The organism is Bacillus sp. 95MFCvi2.1 (assembly GCF_000374965.1).
GTDB lineage: Bacteria > Bacillota > Bacilli > Bacillales > Bacillaceae_G > Bacillus_A > Bacillus_A pseudomycoides.
Map to the genome: position 1 here is coordinate 22,652 of NZ_KB895690.1, position 17,279 is coordinate 39,930.

Here is a 17,279-nt window from a genome sequence, read left to right on the forward strand (position 1 = left end):
ACTATTGATTTACTAGTAATAGTTTTTCAAATAAAAAAGTTTGACCAAATGAAAAAAAAGTATATTATTTATACGAGGTTATATGTTTTTTATACTTTGCTGTTTAAAATTTTCGAATTAACTTATGCCAAAAGCAAAATGAAAGCCAACCTCTTATATTATATGTGTTACATGTAAGTATTATTAGAAAGATAGAGGGGAAAAAGTTGTCCAAAGTATATAGGCTTATTTGTTGAGGTGAAATCAAGATGTTGGTTTCATTTTCGTGTAAATCAACGGGAGAATTGAAAGGCAGGAGAAAGCAAGATGTCAGAAAATTATCGCTCTCGAGAAGAGCGAAGACAAGTACAAAAGAAAAAGCAACCAAGTGCTAATGTAGAAAAAACGAAAGGTAAAACATCGTTTTTTCGTAAATTTTTAATTGGATGTTTAATACTTGGAATCGTGGCGCTCGTAGGAGGAGTAACTACTTTTTTCATTATGATAAAAGATGCTCCGAAACTTGAAAAGGAAAAGCTTGTCAATCCATTATCAGCAAAAATTTATGATAAAGATAAAAAGCTGATATATGAATATGGGAAAGAGAAACGAACAAATATTACGTATGATCAAGTACCTAAGTTAATAGAAAATGCATTTTTAGCTACAGAGGATGCACGTTTTTATGATCATAGTGGTGTTGACTTCAAAGGGACTGCACGTGCTGTTTTAGTCAGCCTTACTGGGAATTATGGCTCACAAGGCGGAAGTACAATTACCCAACAGGTTATTAAAAACTATTTCTTGTCTATGGATAAAACCCCTAAGCGTAAGGCACAAGAAATATTTTTAGCTTATAAGTTAGAACAGCAATATTCAAAACATGAAATATTAGAAATGTATTTAAATAAGATTAATTTAGGGAACCGCTCATATGGTATTGCAACAGCAGCTGAAAACTATTATGGAAAAGAATTAAAGGACTTAACTTTACCACAGGCTGCGATGCTTGCAGGACTACCAAAAGGCCCTAGTATTTATGATCCAACAAAACCGCAAAATGTAGAGCGGGCAACAGAGCGTAGAAATGTTGTCTTACATTTAATGAATCGACATGGATATATTTCGAAAAAACAAATGGAAGAAGCATCGAAGGTCCCTGTAACCGACGGACTACTTCCTCCTAAAGAAGTTACAGAAATGCCATATCCAGCATTTATAGACGCTGTTGTGAAGGAAGTAGAGAAAGAGTTACCAGATGCAAACGTTGGATCTGATGGGTTATCTATTTACACAACTTTAGACCAAGAAGCGCAGAAATATGCTGATGATCTTTTAAACAAAAATATTATTAGTTATCCAAATGATAAATTCCAAGGTGCTTTTACATTTATGGATACAAAAACTGGAGAAATTCGTGCTATAGGTAGTGGACGTGGTGAAAATAAAGCGACATTCAAAGGGCATAATATGGCAATTGAACTAGATCGTTCAGCAGGTTCAACAATGAAGCCAATTTTTGACTATGGTCCAGCAATTGAATATTTAAAATGGCCAACTTATCATCAACTCGATGATTCAGCATATAAATATTCGACAGGACAACAGGTTCAAAATGCTGATAAAACGTATAAAGGTATGATAACAATGCGTGAGTCTCTTAAATGGTCTCGTAACATACCAGCAATTAAAACAGCAAAAGAGGTAGGATTAAGTAAAGCACAAAGCTTTGCAGAAAGCTTAGGTATTCCATTTAAAAAAGATGCAGTTGAGTCAACAGCAATTGGTACAAATGAAGTATCGCCAACTGAAATTGCAGGAGCATATGCTACATTTGGTAATGATGGTAAATATACAAAACCACACTTTGTTAAAAAAGTGGTTTATCCTGATGGGAAATCACAAAGTTTTGAACCAAAATCGAAACGTGTTATGGAAGATTATACAGCATATATGATCACAGATATGCTACGTTCTGTTGTGAGTTCTGGTACTGGTACAGCAGCTAATGTAAGTTCTTTAGATGTGGCAGGTAAAACAGGAACAACAAACTATTCATCTGAACAAATATCGAAATATGGTATACCATCTAGTGCATCGCGTGATAGTTGGTTTGCGGGTTACACACCGCAGTATACAATGGCAGTTTGGACTGGATATATGAAAGATAGTCCTGAAGATTATATAAGCAGCAAAAATACGAAAATTGCACAACAGATTTTTAAAGAAATGATGAGTAAATTTGGAACAAATACGTCACGCTTTAAGGCGCCAAGTAGTGTTGTTCAAGAGGGTGATGAATTACGTGTGAAAGGTGCAAAACGAGATTCTTCTCCAAATCCGAGCACGTCAAATTCAAACTCAAGTGAACAGCAGAAAAATGATGGTCAAAATAAACAGCAAGAACAGCAGCAACAAACAGATGGAGATAAAAAACAACAAGAGCAAAAACAAAATGAAGAAAATAAGCAAAATAATGATCAAAATAAACAAAATGAAGACAATGCAACAAATAATCAAGGTGGAAATGATCAAGGGAATACAACCCCGCCGAGCAATGGAAATGGTCAAGGGAATACAACTCCGCCGAGCAATGGAAACGGCCAAGGAAATACAACTCCACCAGGCAGTGGAAACGGCCAAGGAAATACAACTCCACCAGGCAGTGGAAATGGCCAAGGGAATACAACCCCGCCAGGCAGCGGAAATGGCCAGGGGAATACAACCCCGCCAGGCAGCGGAAATGGCCAGGGGAATACAACTCCACCAAGCGGTGGAAACGGCCATGAAAATGCAACACAACCGAGCAATGGAAATGGTCAAGGAGAGGCAACTCCAAATGGTGGTCAATAAATATAATGTTTTTTAAAGTTTCAATCATATAAAAGTGTATGGAAAACACCTAGGATACCGGAGATCGATCGGTAACTTAGGTGTTTTTTTGTATGCTATCATGTATAAAAATACTGTATATGAAATGGAAGAATATATATATGTTCAAATGTTGAAGGTCCCATAAAAATTTTGAAAATAAATTGATGGGAAATGATAGAAAATCTGGAGAGGTGGATACGGAGAATGGGGAGGATGACCATAATAGGTAGTGCCACTAGGAGGTGTGCCGTGATGCCAAAATGAAGGTGTTACTCCACCTGATAATTGATATTGCTGCCAAGTTGCTGGGAGTTCAATGCCAACATCAGAAGTTGCTGTATGAACGGGAACAGAATGGACAGAAGGAGAGGCAACTGGGGCTACAACGGCAATTCTTGTTGGAAATAAATACATAAAAGAATCACCCCTAAATCGTATTGTATAGCAGTATATTCTTGCACGAGCTGCAAATGTGCACGCGAATTTTTACAGAGTATAGAATGTATATAAAAAAGAACAAGAAAGAACAGAAATGAGTTCTTTCTTGTTGGAAAGACATTTAGATATTGTAGTAGTTTCATTAACAGCAATCGTGGTCGTTGCCAATAGCTAACGCGCTAAAAGAAACCGGACCTACTATTGCAGCTTCGGCACCAGCAGTCATATTTTCAACAGTAAGCGTGTAAATATGAGTTCCGGATCTTAGATCTTTGTCAATTGCTTGGAAGGTTACAGCATAAAATTGTTCTGAATCAGTGGATTCGATCCCAACTTGAGTGTTGAAAATCTCAGTATTATCGCGGAAAATACGAAATACGATTTGAGCGATGTTTGTAACTCCTTCAACTCCAACTGTTGCGATTAATTCTACTGTGTTGTCACGGGAGTCTCTACGTGGAATATTTACTCGTAACTGAGCAACTGAATTTCTTTTTGGAGAATGGTCAATTGGAATTGGTTGTCTTGCATTTGTTTTACTACGTGGCTGAATAGCTTGAAAATCAATAATATGCGTTATAATTCTCACCACCTATTGTTTGATACCTTATAATATGAAGACTCTAGAGAATAGCTTGGACATTCTTACTAAAAAGGTATATAAGCTCTACAGAAAACTTTATTAAAAAATCGTATTGGGGGCATGAAGTTAAAATGAAGAGCCGCTTTCAATAATTATATTCAAAAAAAATATAAACTTATTTAATAGTTCAATAGTCGAAAGACTAACTCCAACTATAGATGGTGGACTTTTTTTATAAAAACACATCTATTTACGGAAGGAAGTTCCTGTATAAAAAGATACAATATGATTGTAATAAATAATACCTTTTATGAGTTTTTATATGGAGATAATAGCACCATTCAGCCTAGTTATTCTTTAGGAGTGGCTTTTGAGGTGTCAGAAGATATAGCCGCATCTGTTGAACAGGATGGCATTCAATTTTTTTTGTCGATTCCGACGATATTTGGTATTTTCGGGACTGTGATTTAGTAGTAAGTTATCATAAGAAAATGGACGAAATTGAATTTAACTATGTAAAATAATAATTTTATTAAAAATGAAAATATTTTATATAAAAATTGTATTTAATTAATATCGATATATAAAATAAGTGTGAGCGAGTTGTGTATATGTACAACTCGCTTTTTTGTGTGCTGAAAAAAGATAATAAAATATACGGAGTAAATTGTTTGTTGTATAAGCTTTATATGGAATTTTATTGAAAATCAATATATTTCGGTTTGAAAGAAAAAGAAGGGACAATGGGCTTTTTGATAAAAAATTTAGACGTTATTCTTAAAAAACAATTTTATTACAGCAGGAAAAGTATAGGAAACTTATCATTATAAAATAAATTGAAATCTTCTAAAAACTCTGATACATTGAGATAGAAATGTAGTTCACAATGTTGTAAAGGCTTACAGTTATGTGCACGAAGATCTATTAGGATTGGAGGAAATGATAATGAAAGCTGAAGAAAAATTTTCCCCGGGATTAGATGGTGTAGTCGCAGCGGAGACGAAAATTTCGTTTCTCGATACGGTAAAAGGTGAAATTGTTATTCAAGGATATGACTTAATTGAACTATCAAAGACAAAAGGTTATTTAGACATTGTGCACCTTTTATTAGAAGAACATCTACCAAATGAGGATGAAAAGGAAAAACTTGAAAAGAAATTGAAGGAAGAATATGAAGTACCAGAAGGTGTATTCAATGTTTTAAAAGCATTGCCAAAAGAAACACACCCGATGGATGGGTTACGTACAGGTGTATCAGCATTAGCTGGTTATGATAACGATATTGAAAACCGTTCGCTAGGAGTGAACAAAAGTCGTGGTTATAAATTGTTAAGCAAAGTGCCAAATATTGTTGCGAACAGTTATCATATTTTAAACAATGAAGAGCCAATTGGGCCGCTTCAGGAGTTATCGTATAGTGCGAATTTCTTTTATATGTTAACTGGTAAAAAACCGACTGAGCTTGAAGAGAAAATCTTCGACCGCTCTTTAGTTTTATATAGTGAACATGAAATGCCAAACTCTACATTCACAGCTCGCGTTATCGCATCTACGCAATCAGACTTATATGGTGCTTTAACAGGAGCAGTCGCATCCTTAAAAGGAAGCCTACATGGCGGTGCAAATGAAGCAGTTATGTACATGCTGTTAGAAGCTGGAAATGTTGAGAAATTTGAAGAGTTACTGCAAAAAAAATTATATAACAAAGAAAAAATCATGGGATTTGGACATCGCGTCTACATGAAGAAGATAGATCCAAGAGCACTCATGATGAAAGAAGCTTTAAAACAGTTATGTGATGTAAAAGGTGATTATACATTATATGAAATGTGTGAAGCTGGAGAGAAAATTATGGAGAAGGAAAAAGGAATCTATCCGAATCTAGATTATTATGCAGCTCCAGTATATTGGATGTTAGGTATTCCAATTCAACTGTACACGCCAATCTTTTTCAGTTCTAGAACAGTAGGCTTATGTGCGCATGTTATTGAACAGCATACAAACAATCGCTTGTTCCGCCCACGTGTAAATTATATCGGCGAGCGACATGTGCTTAGCAAATAAAAACAACTGGGGAGTTGTTAAGGCCGCCCGCCAGGTGGGTGTTTGACCGACACCCATCCTCAATAATAACGAATTTTCGACAGAAAGGGAAGGATAGCATGATTAAAACAAATGAAATTAAACAAAAAGATGCAATTTTAGAAGAGATTACGGATTATGTATTAAATAAAGAGGTGACGAGCTCAGAAGCATTTAGCACAGCACGCTATGTGTTACTTGATACGCTTGGATGCGGAATTTTAGCGCTGCAATATCCTGAATGTACGAAACTCCTTGGACCAGTTGTACCAGGAACAGTTGTGCCAAATGGTACACGTGTACCAGGAACATCATTTGTACTTGATCCAGTACGCGGTGCTTTTAATATTGGATGTATGATTCGTTGGCTGGATTATAACGATACATGGCTTGCTGCAGAATGGGGACACCCGTCTGATAATTTAGGTGGAATTTTAGCTGTTGCAGATTATGTGAGCCGCGTTCGTATTTCAGAAGGAAAAGAACCATTAAAAGTACGCGATGTACTTGAAATGATGATTAAAGCTCATGAAATCCAAGGTGTACTTGCATTAGAAAATAGTTTAAACCGCGTTGGTCTTGACCATGTATTATATGTAAAAGTAGCGACAACAGCAGTTGTTACAAAAATGCTTGGTGGCACGCGTGAAGAAATCTTTAATGCATTGTCTCATGCATGGATTGATAACTCTAGTCTTCGTACATATCGTCATGCCCCAAATACAGGTTCACGTAAATCATGGGCAGCTGGGGATGCAACAAGCCGTGGTGTTTACCTTGCACTTACTGCATTAAAAGGTGAAATGGGTTATCCAACAGCATTATCTGCACCAGGATGGGGATTCCAAGATGTATTATTTAATAAGCAGGAACTAAAATTAGCAAGACCTTTAGATTCTTATGTAATGGAAAATGTATTGTTTAAAGTATCATATCCAGCAGAATTCCATGCTCAAACAGCTGCAGAATGCGCAGTGAAATTACATCCAGAAGTGAAAGAGCGATTAGAGGAAATTGACCGTATTACAATTACAACACATGAATCGGCGGTTCGTATTATTGATAAAGAAGGTCCATTAAATAACCCAGCTGACCGCGATCATTGCTTACAATACATTACTGCAATTGGTCTATTAAAAGGCGATATCGTTGCAGATGACTATGAGGATGAAGTTGCATTTGACCCTCGTGTAGATGAATTACGAAATAAGATGGTTGTTGTAGAAAATAAACAGTATAGTTTGGATTACCTTGATCCGAACAAGCGCTCAATCGCCAACGCTGTTCAAGTTCATTTTAAAGATGGCACAGTAACAGAAAACGTAGAGTGTGAATACCCATTAGGTCACCGTTTCCGTAGAGACGAAGCGATTCCAAAGGTTGTTCAAAAGTTTTCTGCAAATATGGCTGTTCATTATTCTAATAAACAGCAAGAAAAAATTCATGAAGCTTGTTTGAATGAAGAAAAGTTAGAAAATATGAATGTAAATGAATTTGTAGATCTTTTCTTAATTTAAGTATAGGGGGAATAAGAATGGCTTGGGTTGTGAATAAACCGTCAACACAAGAAGAGCTTGCTAATCGATTCCGAGCTTTAGTAGAGGCACCTGAAATTTTACAAATCCCTGGTGCTCATGATGCAATGGCTGCTCTTGTTGCAAAAAACACTGGGTTTTCAGCTCTTTATTTATCGGGAGCTGCTTATACAGCAAGTAAGGGTTTGCCAGATTTAGGTATTGTAACGTCTACTGAAGTAGCTGACAGAGCAAGAGATCTTGTTAGAGCAACGGACTTACCTCTTCTTGTCGATATTGATACAGGATTTGGTGGAGTGTTAAATGTAGCAAGAACGGCTGTAGAGATGGTGGAAGCAAATGTAGCCGCTGTCCAAATTGAAGATCAACAATTACCGAAAAAATGTGGACACTTAAATGGAAAAAAACTTGTTTCCACTGAGGAATTAGTACAGAAGATTAAAGCGATTAAAGAAGTAGCACCAACACTTGTTGTTGTAGCACGTACAGATGCTCGCGGTGTAGAAGGATTAGATGCAGCAATTGAAAGAGCGATTGCTTATGTAAAAGCAGGTGCAGATGCTGTTTTCCCGGAAGCACTTCAATCCGAAGAAGAATTCCGTTTGTTCAACAGTAAAGTAAATGTTCCGTTGCTTGCGAACATGACTGAATTTGGGAAAACTCCATATTATAGTGCAGAAGAATTTGCAAATATGGGCTTCCAAATGGTGATTTATCCGGTTACATCACTTCGCGTTGCAGCAAAAGCATATGAGCGTGTGTTTATGCTAATTAAAGAAACAGGCTCACAAAAAGAAGGGTTATCTAACATGCAAACGAGAAGTGAATTGTATGAAACAATTTCGTATCATGATTTTGAGGAATTAGATAACGGAATTGCAAAAACAGTTTTATCTGAAGATCAATAGAACAGAGAAGAAAGGCGATGATGGGACATCTTGGGCAAGAACAACTGCTTGATGTGAGAATTCATCGCCTTTTTATATGATTTGAATTGTTGTATACAAGAGGTGAGAAGATATGAGTTCTACAAAAGATTTCTCTGTAGAAAAATGGATGCAGCAAGATTTCCAGTTTGTGAGAAGTAACGATACGATTACTGAAACAGTTAAACTTCTTATTAAAATATCAAAGGATGAACTTCCTGTGCTAGATGGAAAGCAAATGATTGGCATTGTAAAACTAACAGATTGTATTCAGTGGATACAACAAAAAAGTGATAAAAGTATGTTAGTTCATATGATTGTCACTAATTCTATTAATAAGGGTAGTATGAAAACAACTATGAACGAATTACAGGATATACCATTTTATGTGACAACTGAACAAGACGGAGTACTTGTAGGAATCATAGACAAGCCTGAACTTTTCGCTTTTCAAAAGTTTCTAAAACAGCAATTAAAAGAATCACAACAATTAATTGAATGGTTTCGTTTGTCTTTCGACACTGCGTATGAAGGCATTGCGATTGTGGATGAAAACGGCGTCATTCAAATGTTTAATGATACGTATAGCCGCTTTGTCGGAGTATCGAAAGAAGAAGCAATTGGACAACTGGCCGAAAATGTAATTGAGAATACGAGGCTTCCAGTTGTATTAAAAACAGGGGTACCAGAAAGAAATCAAGTGCATCGTTTGCAAGGCCAAAATTTAGTTGTGCATCGGATGCCGATTTGGAAGCAAGGAAGAGTGATAGGTGCTGTAGGCATGCTTATTCATGAAGGGATTTCAGATATTTATAAAATACTAGAGAGGTTTGATCAAAAAGATAGTGCTGTCAAACCGTTATTTTCTAAACCGAAGAAGAAGCAAATTCGATTCGAAGATATTCTTGGAGAAAGTCAGACGATTTCTGAAACGAAAAAAATGGCTCGAAAAGCAGCTAGGTCGAAAGCGTCTGTGTTAATTACTGGAGAAAGTGGTGTTGGTAAAGAGCAATTTGCAAGAGCTATACATGATACAGGTATAACAAAAAACGGTCCATTTATCAGTGTGAACTGTGCTGCTATTCCTGATAATTTACTAGAATCCGAACTGTTTGGTTATGCAGAAGGTGCTTTTACAGGTGCCAAAAAGAACGGGAAAGCAGGGAAGTTTGAACTTGCGAATCATGGCACGTTATTTTTAGACGAAATCGGTGATATGTCTCTATTAACACAGGTGAAAATTTTACGTGTTTTACAAGAAAGGGAGATAGAAAGAATTGGTGGTACACATCCAATTCCAGTTGATTTTAGGCTAATTGCAGCGACAAATAAAGATTTAAAACAAATGGTTAGAGAAGGTACATTTAGAGAAGATTTATATCATCGTCTTCATGTTATTCCGATTCATATTCCACCACTTCGTTTTCGAAAGCAAGACATCCCACTCATTGTCGAAGAACATTTACAAAAGTTATGTCAAATGTATGGTGCTAAAGAAAAGACACTTGATAAAGAAGTATTACGCCTTATGTTCCATTACAATTGGCCAGGAAATGTTCGGGAATTAATCAATGTGTTAGAAAGACTATTTGCACTATCGGATGATGTACATATACGAGCTAAGGATTTACCAGAAGAATTCTATTATCGGGATATGGAACAGAAAAAATTAGTACCTATGATTCAGTCTTTACCAGCAAAGCAAGAAGCGATGAAAGTGGTACGTGAAGAGGAAGAGCGAGGATTAATTGAACGCGTTTTAAAAGAAGCAAAAGGGAATAAGTCAAAGGCAGCAGCATTGTTAGGGATTTCTAGGGCGACTCTTTATAACAAATTATCACGATTCAAAATCTAGACAAATTGTTATAAACAGTGTAAAACTGTCTAGACAGTTTTACGTTTTCTATTTATTTAGCCCAGGTTCTATCAAGTTTTTAGTTTGGCATAGATTTTGCATATAAAGAAAATGAAGACCGAAATGATAGGGGGATACAGATGGAGAAAACAAAGTTGCAATGGGACGAATTTTTTTCGCTGAATAAGAATCTTAATACAACTTTTTTTACACCGGAAGATTTTTCAGGTGATGAAGATTTAATCGCAAAAACAACAGAACAGTTTGTTAAACAGGAAATTGTTCCTCAAATTGAAAATATCGAGCAGCACAATTATCAAGTTTCTCGCGGGTTGTTTGAAAAGGCCGGAGAACTTGGGTTGTTAAGTATAGAGGTACCAGAAGAATATGGTGGGTTCGAATTAGGAAAGGCAGTTTCTGGCCTTGTAGCAGAAAAGATGGGATATGCAGGAGCATTTAGTGTTTCCTTTAATATTCATGCTGGTGTAGGAACATTGCCATATATATACTATGGCACAAACGAGCAGAAGGAAAAATACTTACCTAAAATTGCATCAGGCGAATGGATTGGAGCGTATGCATTAACAGAACCTAATGCTGGATCAGATGCATTAAGTGCAAAAACAAGCGCTGTATTAAATGAAGAAGGAACAACTTGGAAATTAAATGGGGAAAAGCAGTGGATTACAAATGCTCATATGGCTGATGTATATGTTGTTTTTGCAAAGACAAATAAAGGAATGACAGCATTTATTGTCGAAAGAACATGTGAAGGTGTTTCAATTGGCTTAGAAGAAAAGAAAATGGGCATTAAAGGATCTTCGACTGCGACACTCATTTTAGAGGATGTTGTAATTCCAGTTGAAAATGTATTAGGGGAAGTTGGAAAGGGTCATTACGTAGCCCTTAATATCCTCAATTTCGCTAGATTGAAACTCGCTTTTGGAAATATTGGAACAGCAAAACAAGCAATTGGTTTATCTGTTCAATACGGAAAAGAACGAAAACAGTTTCAAACAGAATTAGTTGATTTCACGATGATTCAAGAGAAAATTGCAAATATGATTATCGCTACATACGGTGCAGAGAGTGCAGCTTATCGAACAGCAGGCGTAATTGACGAGGCAATTCATGAGACAAATGGGGATGGAAGCATCATGCAGAAAATGTCTCAATTTGCAATGGAGTGTGCCATTAATAAAGTGAATGCTTCGGAAACACTAGGAAATATTGTGGATGAAGCTGTACAAATTCATGGTGGCTACGGTTATATGCAAGAATATGAAGTAGAACGATTATATCGTGATGCTAGAATTAGTCGTATATTTGAAGGAACGAATGAAATTAACCGCTTAACAGTTGCGAAAATGTTAATGAAACAAACGAAGCAAATAGGAGATCAAGTAGACGAAGGCACATTTGAAAATATAGAACGAAACCATCGTTATATTTTATTATCGAAACAGTTATTGAAGCAATCTTTGAAAACGCTATCTCAAACTCCTGAATTAAAAATCGAGCAAGAACAAGAATATTCACGCGTATTAGCAGACATGTTGAAAGATGTGTATGTAATGGAATCAGCATTTTTACGTACGAAGAAAGCAGTGAGTAAAAATGGTGAAGAAAAAGAACGTACAAAACAGTTCGTAACAGATGTTCTTTGTGAGGAAGGATATCGTAAAGTAGAATCAGCGGCAATGGTTCTTCTTTCTGCAGCAGTACAAGAAGAGCAAAATAGAAACGCTATTCTAGATGAAATTCGTCAACTGTCAATACCTCTATATACGAACATATTTATGAAAAAGAGAGAAATTGCAAAAGCCATTATAAATCGCGGAAAATATATTGTTTAAATAGGAGGAGAACAATATGAAAAAGATTGGTTTTATTGGTTTAGGTAATATGGGCCTTCCAATGTCTAAAAATTTAGTTAAATCAAATTGCACTGTATATGGCGTCGATTTAAATAAAGATGCTGAGGCTTCTTTTGAGAAAGATGGAGGAATCATCGGCTTATCAATTGCAAACTTGGCAGAAACATGTGATTTGATTTTTACAAGTTTACCATCTCCGCGAGCTGTGGAAGCGGTTTATTTTGGAGAAGAGGGTTTAATTGAGAATAGTCATCCGAATGTTGTTCTAATTGATACCAGTACAGTAGCACCGCAATTGAATAAAAGATTAGCAGAAGCTGCTAATGATAAAAAAGTAGATTTCTTAGCAGCACCGGTTAGTGGTGGGGTGATTGGAGCAGAAAATCGCACATTAACTTTTATGGTCGGTGGATCAAAAGAAGTATATGAAAAAGGTTTACCAGTGATGGAAGTATTAGGGGCAAATGTGTTTCATGTAAGTGAACAAATTGATAGTGGCACGACTGTAAAGCTTATTAATAACTTATTGATAGGTTTCTACACAGCGGGTGTAAGTGAAGCTTTGACTTTAGCGAAGAAAAACAATATGGATTTAGAGAAAATGTTTGATATTCTAAATGTGAGTTACGGACAAAGTAGAATTTATGAGCGCAACTATAAAAGCTTTATTGCACCAGAAAACTATGAGCCAGGTTTTACTGTAAATCTATTAAAGAAAGATTTAGGATTTGCGGTTGATTTAGCAAAAGAAAGTGAACTTCACTTACCAGTAAGTGAAATGCTGTTGAACTTGTATGATGAAGCGGGTAAAGCGGGGTATGGGGAAAAAGACATGGCTGCTTTATATAAGAAGATAAGTGAACAAGTAATCTCTAGTCATGAATAATGAATGGTTATAGCGTCGAATTATAAATTGTGAGAAACAATTCGAACTTATAACAATAAAAAAGGAGCGAATACAATGATTACAACAGAAATTAAACGAGTGAAAAATCATATTAATGGTGAATGGGTAGAATCTACTGGTACGGAAGTTGAAGCTGTTCCAAATCCTGCAACTGGGAAAATAATCGCTTATGTTCCGCTTTCTCCAAAAGAAGATGTGGAGCGTGCTGTTGAAGCTGCAAAAACAGCTTATGAAACATGGTCTAAAGTGCCGGTTCCAAATCGTTCAAGACAGCTATACAAATATTTACAACTTTTGCAAGAAAATAAAGATGAGCTTGCGAAAATTATCACATTAGAAAATGGAAAAACATTAAAAGATGCGAGTGGTGAAGTACAGCGTGGTATTGAGGCTGTAGAATTGGCAACATCAACACCAAATTTAATGATGGGGCAAGCACTCCCGAACATTGCAGGTGGAATTGATGGTTCGATTTGGCGTTACCCAATTGGAGTTGTTGCTGGTATTACACCGTTTAACTTCCCAATGATGATTCCATTATGGATGTTCCCATTAGCAATTGCTTGCGGTAACACATTCGTATTAAAAACATCTGAAAGAACACCACTTTTAGCTGAGAGACTGGTAGAGTTATTCTATGAAGCAGGTTTCCCAAAAGGAGTTTTAAATTTAGTGCAAGGCGGAAAAGACGTTGTAAATAGCATTCTAGAAAATAAGGACATTCAAGCGGTTTCATTCGTTGGATCTGAGCCAGTTGCACGTTATGTATACGAAACAGGAACAAAATATGGAAAACGAGTACAAGCACTCGCAGGAGCGAAAAATCATGCGATTGTTATGCCAGATTGCAATCTTGAAAAAACAGTACAAGGTGTTATTGGTTCTGCATTTGCGAGCAGTGGAGAGCGCTGCATGGCATGTTCTGTTGTAGCTGTTGTGGATGAAATTGCTGATGAGTTTATTGATGTACTAGTAGCGGAAACACGTAAATTAAAAGTTGGCGATGGTTTCCATGAAGATAATTATGTAGGTCCATTAATTCGTGAATCTCATAAAGAGCGTGTACTAGGCTATATTAATAGTGGTGTAGCAGATGGGGCTACTTTATTAGTAGATGGTCGTAAAATTAATGAAGAAGCCCGTGAAGGATATTTTGTTGGAGCAACAATCTTTGATGGTGTGAATCAAGATATGAAAATCTGGCAAGATGAAATTTTTGCTCCAGTTTTAAGTATTGTGAGAGTAAAAGATTTAGAAGAAGGCATTAAACTTACAAATCAATCCAAATTTGCAAATGGTGCAGTTATTTATACATCAAGCGGTAAACATGCGCAAACATTCCGTGATAATATCGATGCAGGAATGATTGGCGTAAACGTTAACGTTCCAGCACCGATGGCATTCTTCGCATTTGCTGGAAATAAAGCATCCTTCTATGGTGATCTTGGAACAAATGGAACAGACGGTGTTCAATTCTATACACGTAAAAAAGTTGTGACAGAGCGCTGGTTTTAATAGATGAATAGCATATACATGTAACTTGTTACATGTACAAAAAGTACCCCCCTCATTAGAGAGGGGGTACTTTTCATCGTTAACTATTCTTTTCAAAAGCTAATTTGATACCAAATCCAATTAATACAATACCAGTAAGTCCTTGGATGTATATTTGAGTAGCTGGTTTTTTCATGAAAACACTGATTTTATCAATTAAGAAGATATAAAAGGCAAACCATATCACGGTTAAAACGAGATAGGTAAGACCCATGGTTAGAAATTGAATGAATGTATTATGGTTAGGATTTAAAAATTGTGGTAAAAAGGTCAAAAAGAATACAGCGACTTTAGGATTTAAAAGATTAGTAAGAAACCCTTGGCGAAAACAAGAGCTGTTTTCATCTGCACGTTTCATAGGTAACTCATTTGTATCTATGCTGTTTAAAGATAAAAGTGCTTTTATTCCTAAATAGACTAGATAAATGGCACCAACATATTTAAAAATAGAAAATAAGAGAGCAGATTTAACAATGATAGCGGAAAGCCCAATTACAGCAGCTAAAGTATGAATTAAAAGGGCGATACATGTGCCGAAAACCGTTTTTACACCTCCTATTTTTCCTGAAGTAAGAGTGTTTTTTGTAGCCATTGCAGTATCAGGACCGGGTAAAATAATAAGACAAATAGACATGATAATAAAAAGAAGATAGTTCTCCACAATCACTCCACCTTTCTGTGCTTGTTTTTCAGAAAATTTAATTAAAAATAGTTTAACACAATTTAAGTGATATGATAAATAAAATTTAAGTATGTTAAAATATATCTATCATATTGTTTGAAGGAGCATGAGGTATGGAAAATATAAATATCGGAAAAAAGGTGAAAGAGCTTCGGGAATATAAGGAGCTGAGTATGCGAGAGTTAGCTGAAATGGCAGAAATAACACCTTCTATGTTAAGTCAAATTGAACGAGGATTAGCTAATCCTTCGATTCAAACATTGAAATTGCTAGCCAAGGCTTTAGAAGTTCCAACTTTTAGTTTTCTCATTGAAGATACGAACACGGATGATCTAGTTATAAGAGCGAATGCACGTAAAAAAATGATCGTAGGAAATTTATCCTATGAATTATTATCACCAGATTTAACGGGTGCTTTGGCAGTATCTTTAATGACTTTGCCACCTAATTCTGTTTCCTCCGAAAAACTTTTAGAGCATAAAGGAGAGGAAATTGCTCATGTTTTAGAAGGACAGATTATCTTGTATTTACAGCAAGATATATACACTTTATACCCCGGGGATAGTGTGAAAATCCCTTCTTACATGAAACATAAATGGGAGAATCTATTTGATCAAGATGCCGTTATTTTATTCGCTGTAACGCCTCCATCGTTCTGATAATGAAGATACATAATACATATGTCTAGAAAGAAAAAAGCTAGATGAAGCAGCAAATAGGTTGCTTTCATCTAGCTTTTTGATTAGGCATTAAGCAGATTGAAGAAGCGATTGACATCTTCATCTGAAACATCACTTAATTGTTTATATTTATACTTTGGATTTTGATCTTTGTCGACAACGACTGAACGTACTCCTTCAAAGAAATCTTCGTGCCTCATGAAATTTTTAGCGAGCACGAGATCTGTTGCAAAGCATTCTTCTATCGATTTTTCCTTTCCGTCAATAAGTTGTTTTAATGTTACTTTTAATGAGAACGGAGATTTTGATAGTAATGTTTCTTTCGTTTTTGAAGCGAAGGATCCGTCAGCATTATCTAATGAATGGATGATATCTTCAACTGTATGGAATGAAAAATGTTGATCAATTTCTTCTAATAAGAAAACAAGTTCACTTTCTACACTAGGAGCTGTTTCATATTTATTAATGAGTTCTTTTAAAGTGATATGTATATTTTGATCATGCCAATTTACCTTTTCGATTGCATCTAGGAAAGTAGGTAAAGTTTCCGATGGCATATAATGATCAGCAGCTTTTATATATAATACATCAGCAGCTTTTAAAACAGATGCTGTTAACGCAACATACCGACCAGTCTGCCCAGGAGCCTTGTTTAAGAAATAAGCAGCTCCAACGTCTGGGAAAAAACCAATGTTCATCTCAGGCATGGCCCATTTTGTACGATCTGTTACAATTCTATATTTTGCCCCATTCGTAAGACCGACGCCACCACCCATTACAATTCCATCTAAACAAGCAATAATTGGTTTTGGATAATGATATATATAAGTATCTATTTCGTATTCTTCTTCAAAAAAATGTTCAGCATGCTGTAATGCAACTTCATTTGAACGTGCTTCGTATAATGTTTTTATATCACCGCCAGCGCAAAATCCTTTCGTGCCAGCACCTTTCAAGATTACTACGGCAATACGATCATCTTTTTCCCATTCTTTTAGTTTCTGACCAATCGGATGTAACATATCATAAGATAAAGAGTTAAGTGCTTTTGGGCGATTTAAAGTGATTGACGCGACGCCATTTTCGTGAATGGAAAATAAAACATTTTCAGTCATTTTGAATCCTCCTCTTATATATCTTCTCATTCTTATTTCTCGATACAAGCTAAAATGTCCTTTATAATTTATTTGATATTGCAAGTAGCGTGCCAGTTTTAATGTCCTTAATTAAGAAGAAATGCCAGTAATAAAGTGTCTAACTGTCTAAACAAATGGACATTTAGACGTCGAACTAGATACTTTTTAGAA

General features: G+C 35.9%; 13 protein-coding genes and 1 pseudogene. 10 read left to right on the forward strand and 4 right to left on the reverse strand.

What is annotated here, in order from left to right; translation table 11 throughout:
- The first annotated feature begins 306 nt into the window (after nt 1-306).
- Nucleotides 307-2,832, forward strand: a complete 2,526-nt coding sequence (locus C568_RS0100085; RefSeq protein WP_018767193.1) for a PBP1A family penicillin-binding protein — start codon at nt 307-309, stop codon at nt 2,830-2,832.
- Between the two features lie 144 nt (nt 2,833-2,976).
- Here C568_RS0100085 and C568_RS0100090 read toward each other — a convergent pair whose 3' ends face one another.
- Nucleotides 2,977-3,267: a hypothetical protein gene (locus C568_RS0100090; RefSeq protein ID WP_006094811.1), complete on the reverse strand. Its 291-nt coding sequence runs from the start codon at nt 3,265-3,267 to the stop codon at nt 2,977-2,979.
- A gap of 166 nt (nt 3,268-3,433) precedes the next feature.
- Nucleotides 3,434-3,871: a hypothetical protein gene (locus tag C568_RS0100095; RefSeq protein WP_026008695.1), complete on the reverse strand. Its 438-nt coding sequence runs from the start codon at nt 3,869-3,871 to the stop codon at nt 3,434-3,436.
- A gap of 324 nt (nt 3,872-4,195) precedes the next feature.
- Between C568_RS0100095 and C568_RS35035 the strand changes: the two are divergent.
- From C568_RS35035 to C568_RS0100135, 8 genes and pseudogenes are all read left to right on the forward strand, one after another.
- A pseudogene (locus C568_RS35035) lies at nt 4,196-4,398 on the forward strand (HesB/YadR/YfhF family protein); the annotation flags it as partial.
- A 421-nt stretch (nt 4,399-4,819) separates the two neighbouring features.
- Nucleotides 4,820-5,938, forward strand: a complete 1,119-nt coding sequence (gene mmgD / locus C568_RS0100105) for a citrate synthase (protein ID WP_018780382.1) — start codon at nt 4,820-4,822, stop codon at nt 5,936-5,938.
- A gap of 98 nt (nt 5,939-6,036) precedes the next feature.
- Nucleotides 6,037-7,473, forward strand: coding sequence for a 2-methylcitrate dehydratase (gene prpD, locus C568_RS0100110; protein WP_016114807.1), 1,437 nt, complete (start codon nt 6,037-6,039; stop codon nt 7,471-7,473).
- A gap of 17 nt (nt 7,474-7,490) precedes the next feature.
- Nucleotides 7,491-8,399, forward strand: a complete 909-nt coding sequence (gene prpB / locus C568_RS0100115; RefSeq protein ID WP_006094816.1) for a methylisocitrate lyase — start codon at nt 7,491-7,493, stop codon at nt 8,397-8,399.
- A 112-nt stretch (nt 8,400-8,511) separates the two neighbouring features.
- Complete coding sequence (locus C568_RS0100120) at nt 8,512-10,272, forward strand: sigma-54-dependent Fis family transcriptional regulator (protein ID WP_018780383.1); 1,761 nt, start codon at nt 8,512-8,514, stop codon at nt 10,270-10,272.
- Between the two features lie 140 nt (nt 10,273-10,412).
- Entirely contained in the window at nt 10,413-12,128 is a 1,716-nt protein-coding gene (locus tag C568_RS0100125) for an acyl-CoA dehydrogenase family protein (protein WP_003197589.1), read from the forward strand.
- 16 nt (nt 12,129-12,144) lie between these two features.
- Entirely contained in the window at nt 12,145-13,035 is an 891-nt protein-coding gene (locus tag C568_RS0100130) for an NAD(P)-dependent oxidoreductase (protein WP_018780384.1), read from the forward strand.
- Nucleotides 13,036-13,110: 75 nt separating this feature from the next.
- A complete protein-coding gene (locus tag C568_RS0100135; protein ID WP_003197594.1) occupies nt 13,111-14,571 on the forward strand; it encodes a CoA-acylating methylmalonate-semialdehyde dehydrogenase in 1,461 nt (486 codons plus the stop codon).
- A gap of 79 nt (nt 14,572-14,650) precedes the next feature.
- Here C568_RS0100135 and C568_RS0100140 read toward each other — a convergent pair whose 3' ends face one another.
- Nucleotides 14,651-15,274, reverse strand: coding sequence for a LysE family translocator (locus tag C568_RS0100140; RefSeq protein ID WP_029426818.1), 624 nt, complete (start codon nt 15,272-15,274; stop codon nt 14,651-14,653).
- A 131-nt stretch (nt 15,275-15,405) separates the two neighbouring features.
- On the opposite strand from C568_RS0100140, the gene C568_RS0100145 reads away from it, so the two are divergent.
- Complete coding sequence (locus C568_RS0100145) at nt 15,406-15,951, forward strand: helix-turn-helix domain-containing protein (protein ID WP_018780386.1); 546 nt, start codon at nt 15,406-15,408, stop codon at nt 15,949-15,951.
- A gap of 83 nt (nt 15,952-16,034) precedes the next feature.
- Here C568_RS0100145 and C568_RS0100150 read toward each other — a convergent pair whose 3' ends face one another.
- Nucleotides 16,035-17,087, reverse strand: coding sequence for an enoyl-CoA hydratase/isomerase family protein (locus tag C568_RS0100150; RefSeq protein WP_018780387.1), 1,053 nt, complete (start codon nt 17,085-17,087; stop codon nt 16,035-16,037).
- Between the last annotated feature and the right edge of the window lie 192 nt (nt 17,088-17,279).

Bases quoted from the DNA above. Each gene is read 5' to 3' on its own strand.
- prpB (WP_006094816.1), top strand. From the start codon at position 7,491: ATGGCTTGGGTTGTGAATAAACCGTCAACACAAGAAGAGCTTGCTAAT.
- C568_RS0100145 (WP_018780386.1), top strand. From the start codon at position 15,406: ATGGAAAATATAAATATCGGAAAAAAGGTGAAAGAGCTTCGGGAATAT.
- C568_RS0100130 (WP_018780384.1), top strand. From the start codon at position 12,145: ATGAAAAAGATTGGTTTTATTGGTTTAGGTAATATGGGCCTTCCAATG.
- C568_RS0100150 (WP_018780387.1), bottom strand. From the start codon at position 17,087: ATGACTGAAAATGTTTTATTTTCCATTCACGAAAATGGCGTCGCGTCA.
- mmgD (WP_018780382.1), top strand. From the start codon at position 4,820: ATGAAAGCTGAAGAAAAATTTTCCCCGGGATTAGATGGTGTAGTCGCA.
- prpD (WP_016114807.1), top strand. From the start codon at position 6,037: ATGATTAAAACAAATGAAATTAAACAAAAAGATGCAATTTTAGAAGAG.
- C568_RS0100135 (WP_003197594.1), top strand. From the start codon at position 13,111: ATGATTACAACAGAAATTAAACGAGTGAAAAATCATATTAATGGTGAA.
- C568_RS0100085 (WP_018767193.1), top strand. From the start codon at position 307: ATGTCAGAAAATTATCGCTCTCGAGAAGAGCGAAGACAAGTACAAAAG.
- C568_RS0100120 (WP_018780383.1), top strand. From the start codon at position 8,512: ATGAGTTCTACAAAAGATTTCTCTGTAGAAAAATGGATGCAGCAAGAT.
- C568_RS0100125 (WP_003197589.1), top strand. From the start codon at position 10,413: ATGGAGAAAACAAAGTTGCAATGGGACGAATTTTTTTCGCTGAATAAG.
- C568_RS0100090 (WP_006094811.1), bottom strand. From the start codon at position 3,267: ATGTATTTATTTCCAACAAGAATTGCCGTTGTAGCCCCAGTTGCCTCT.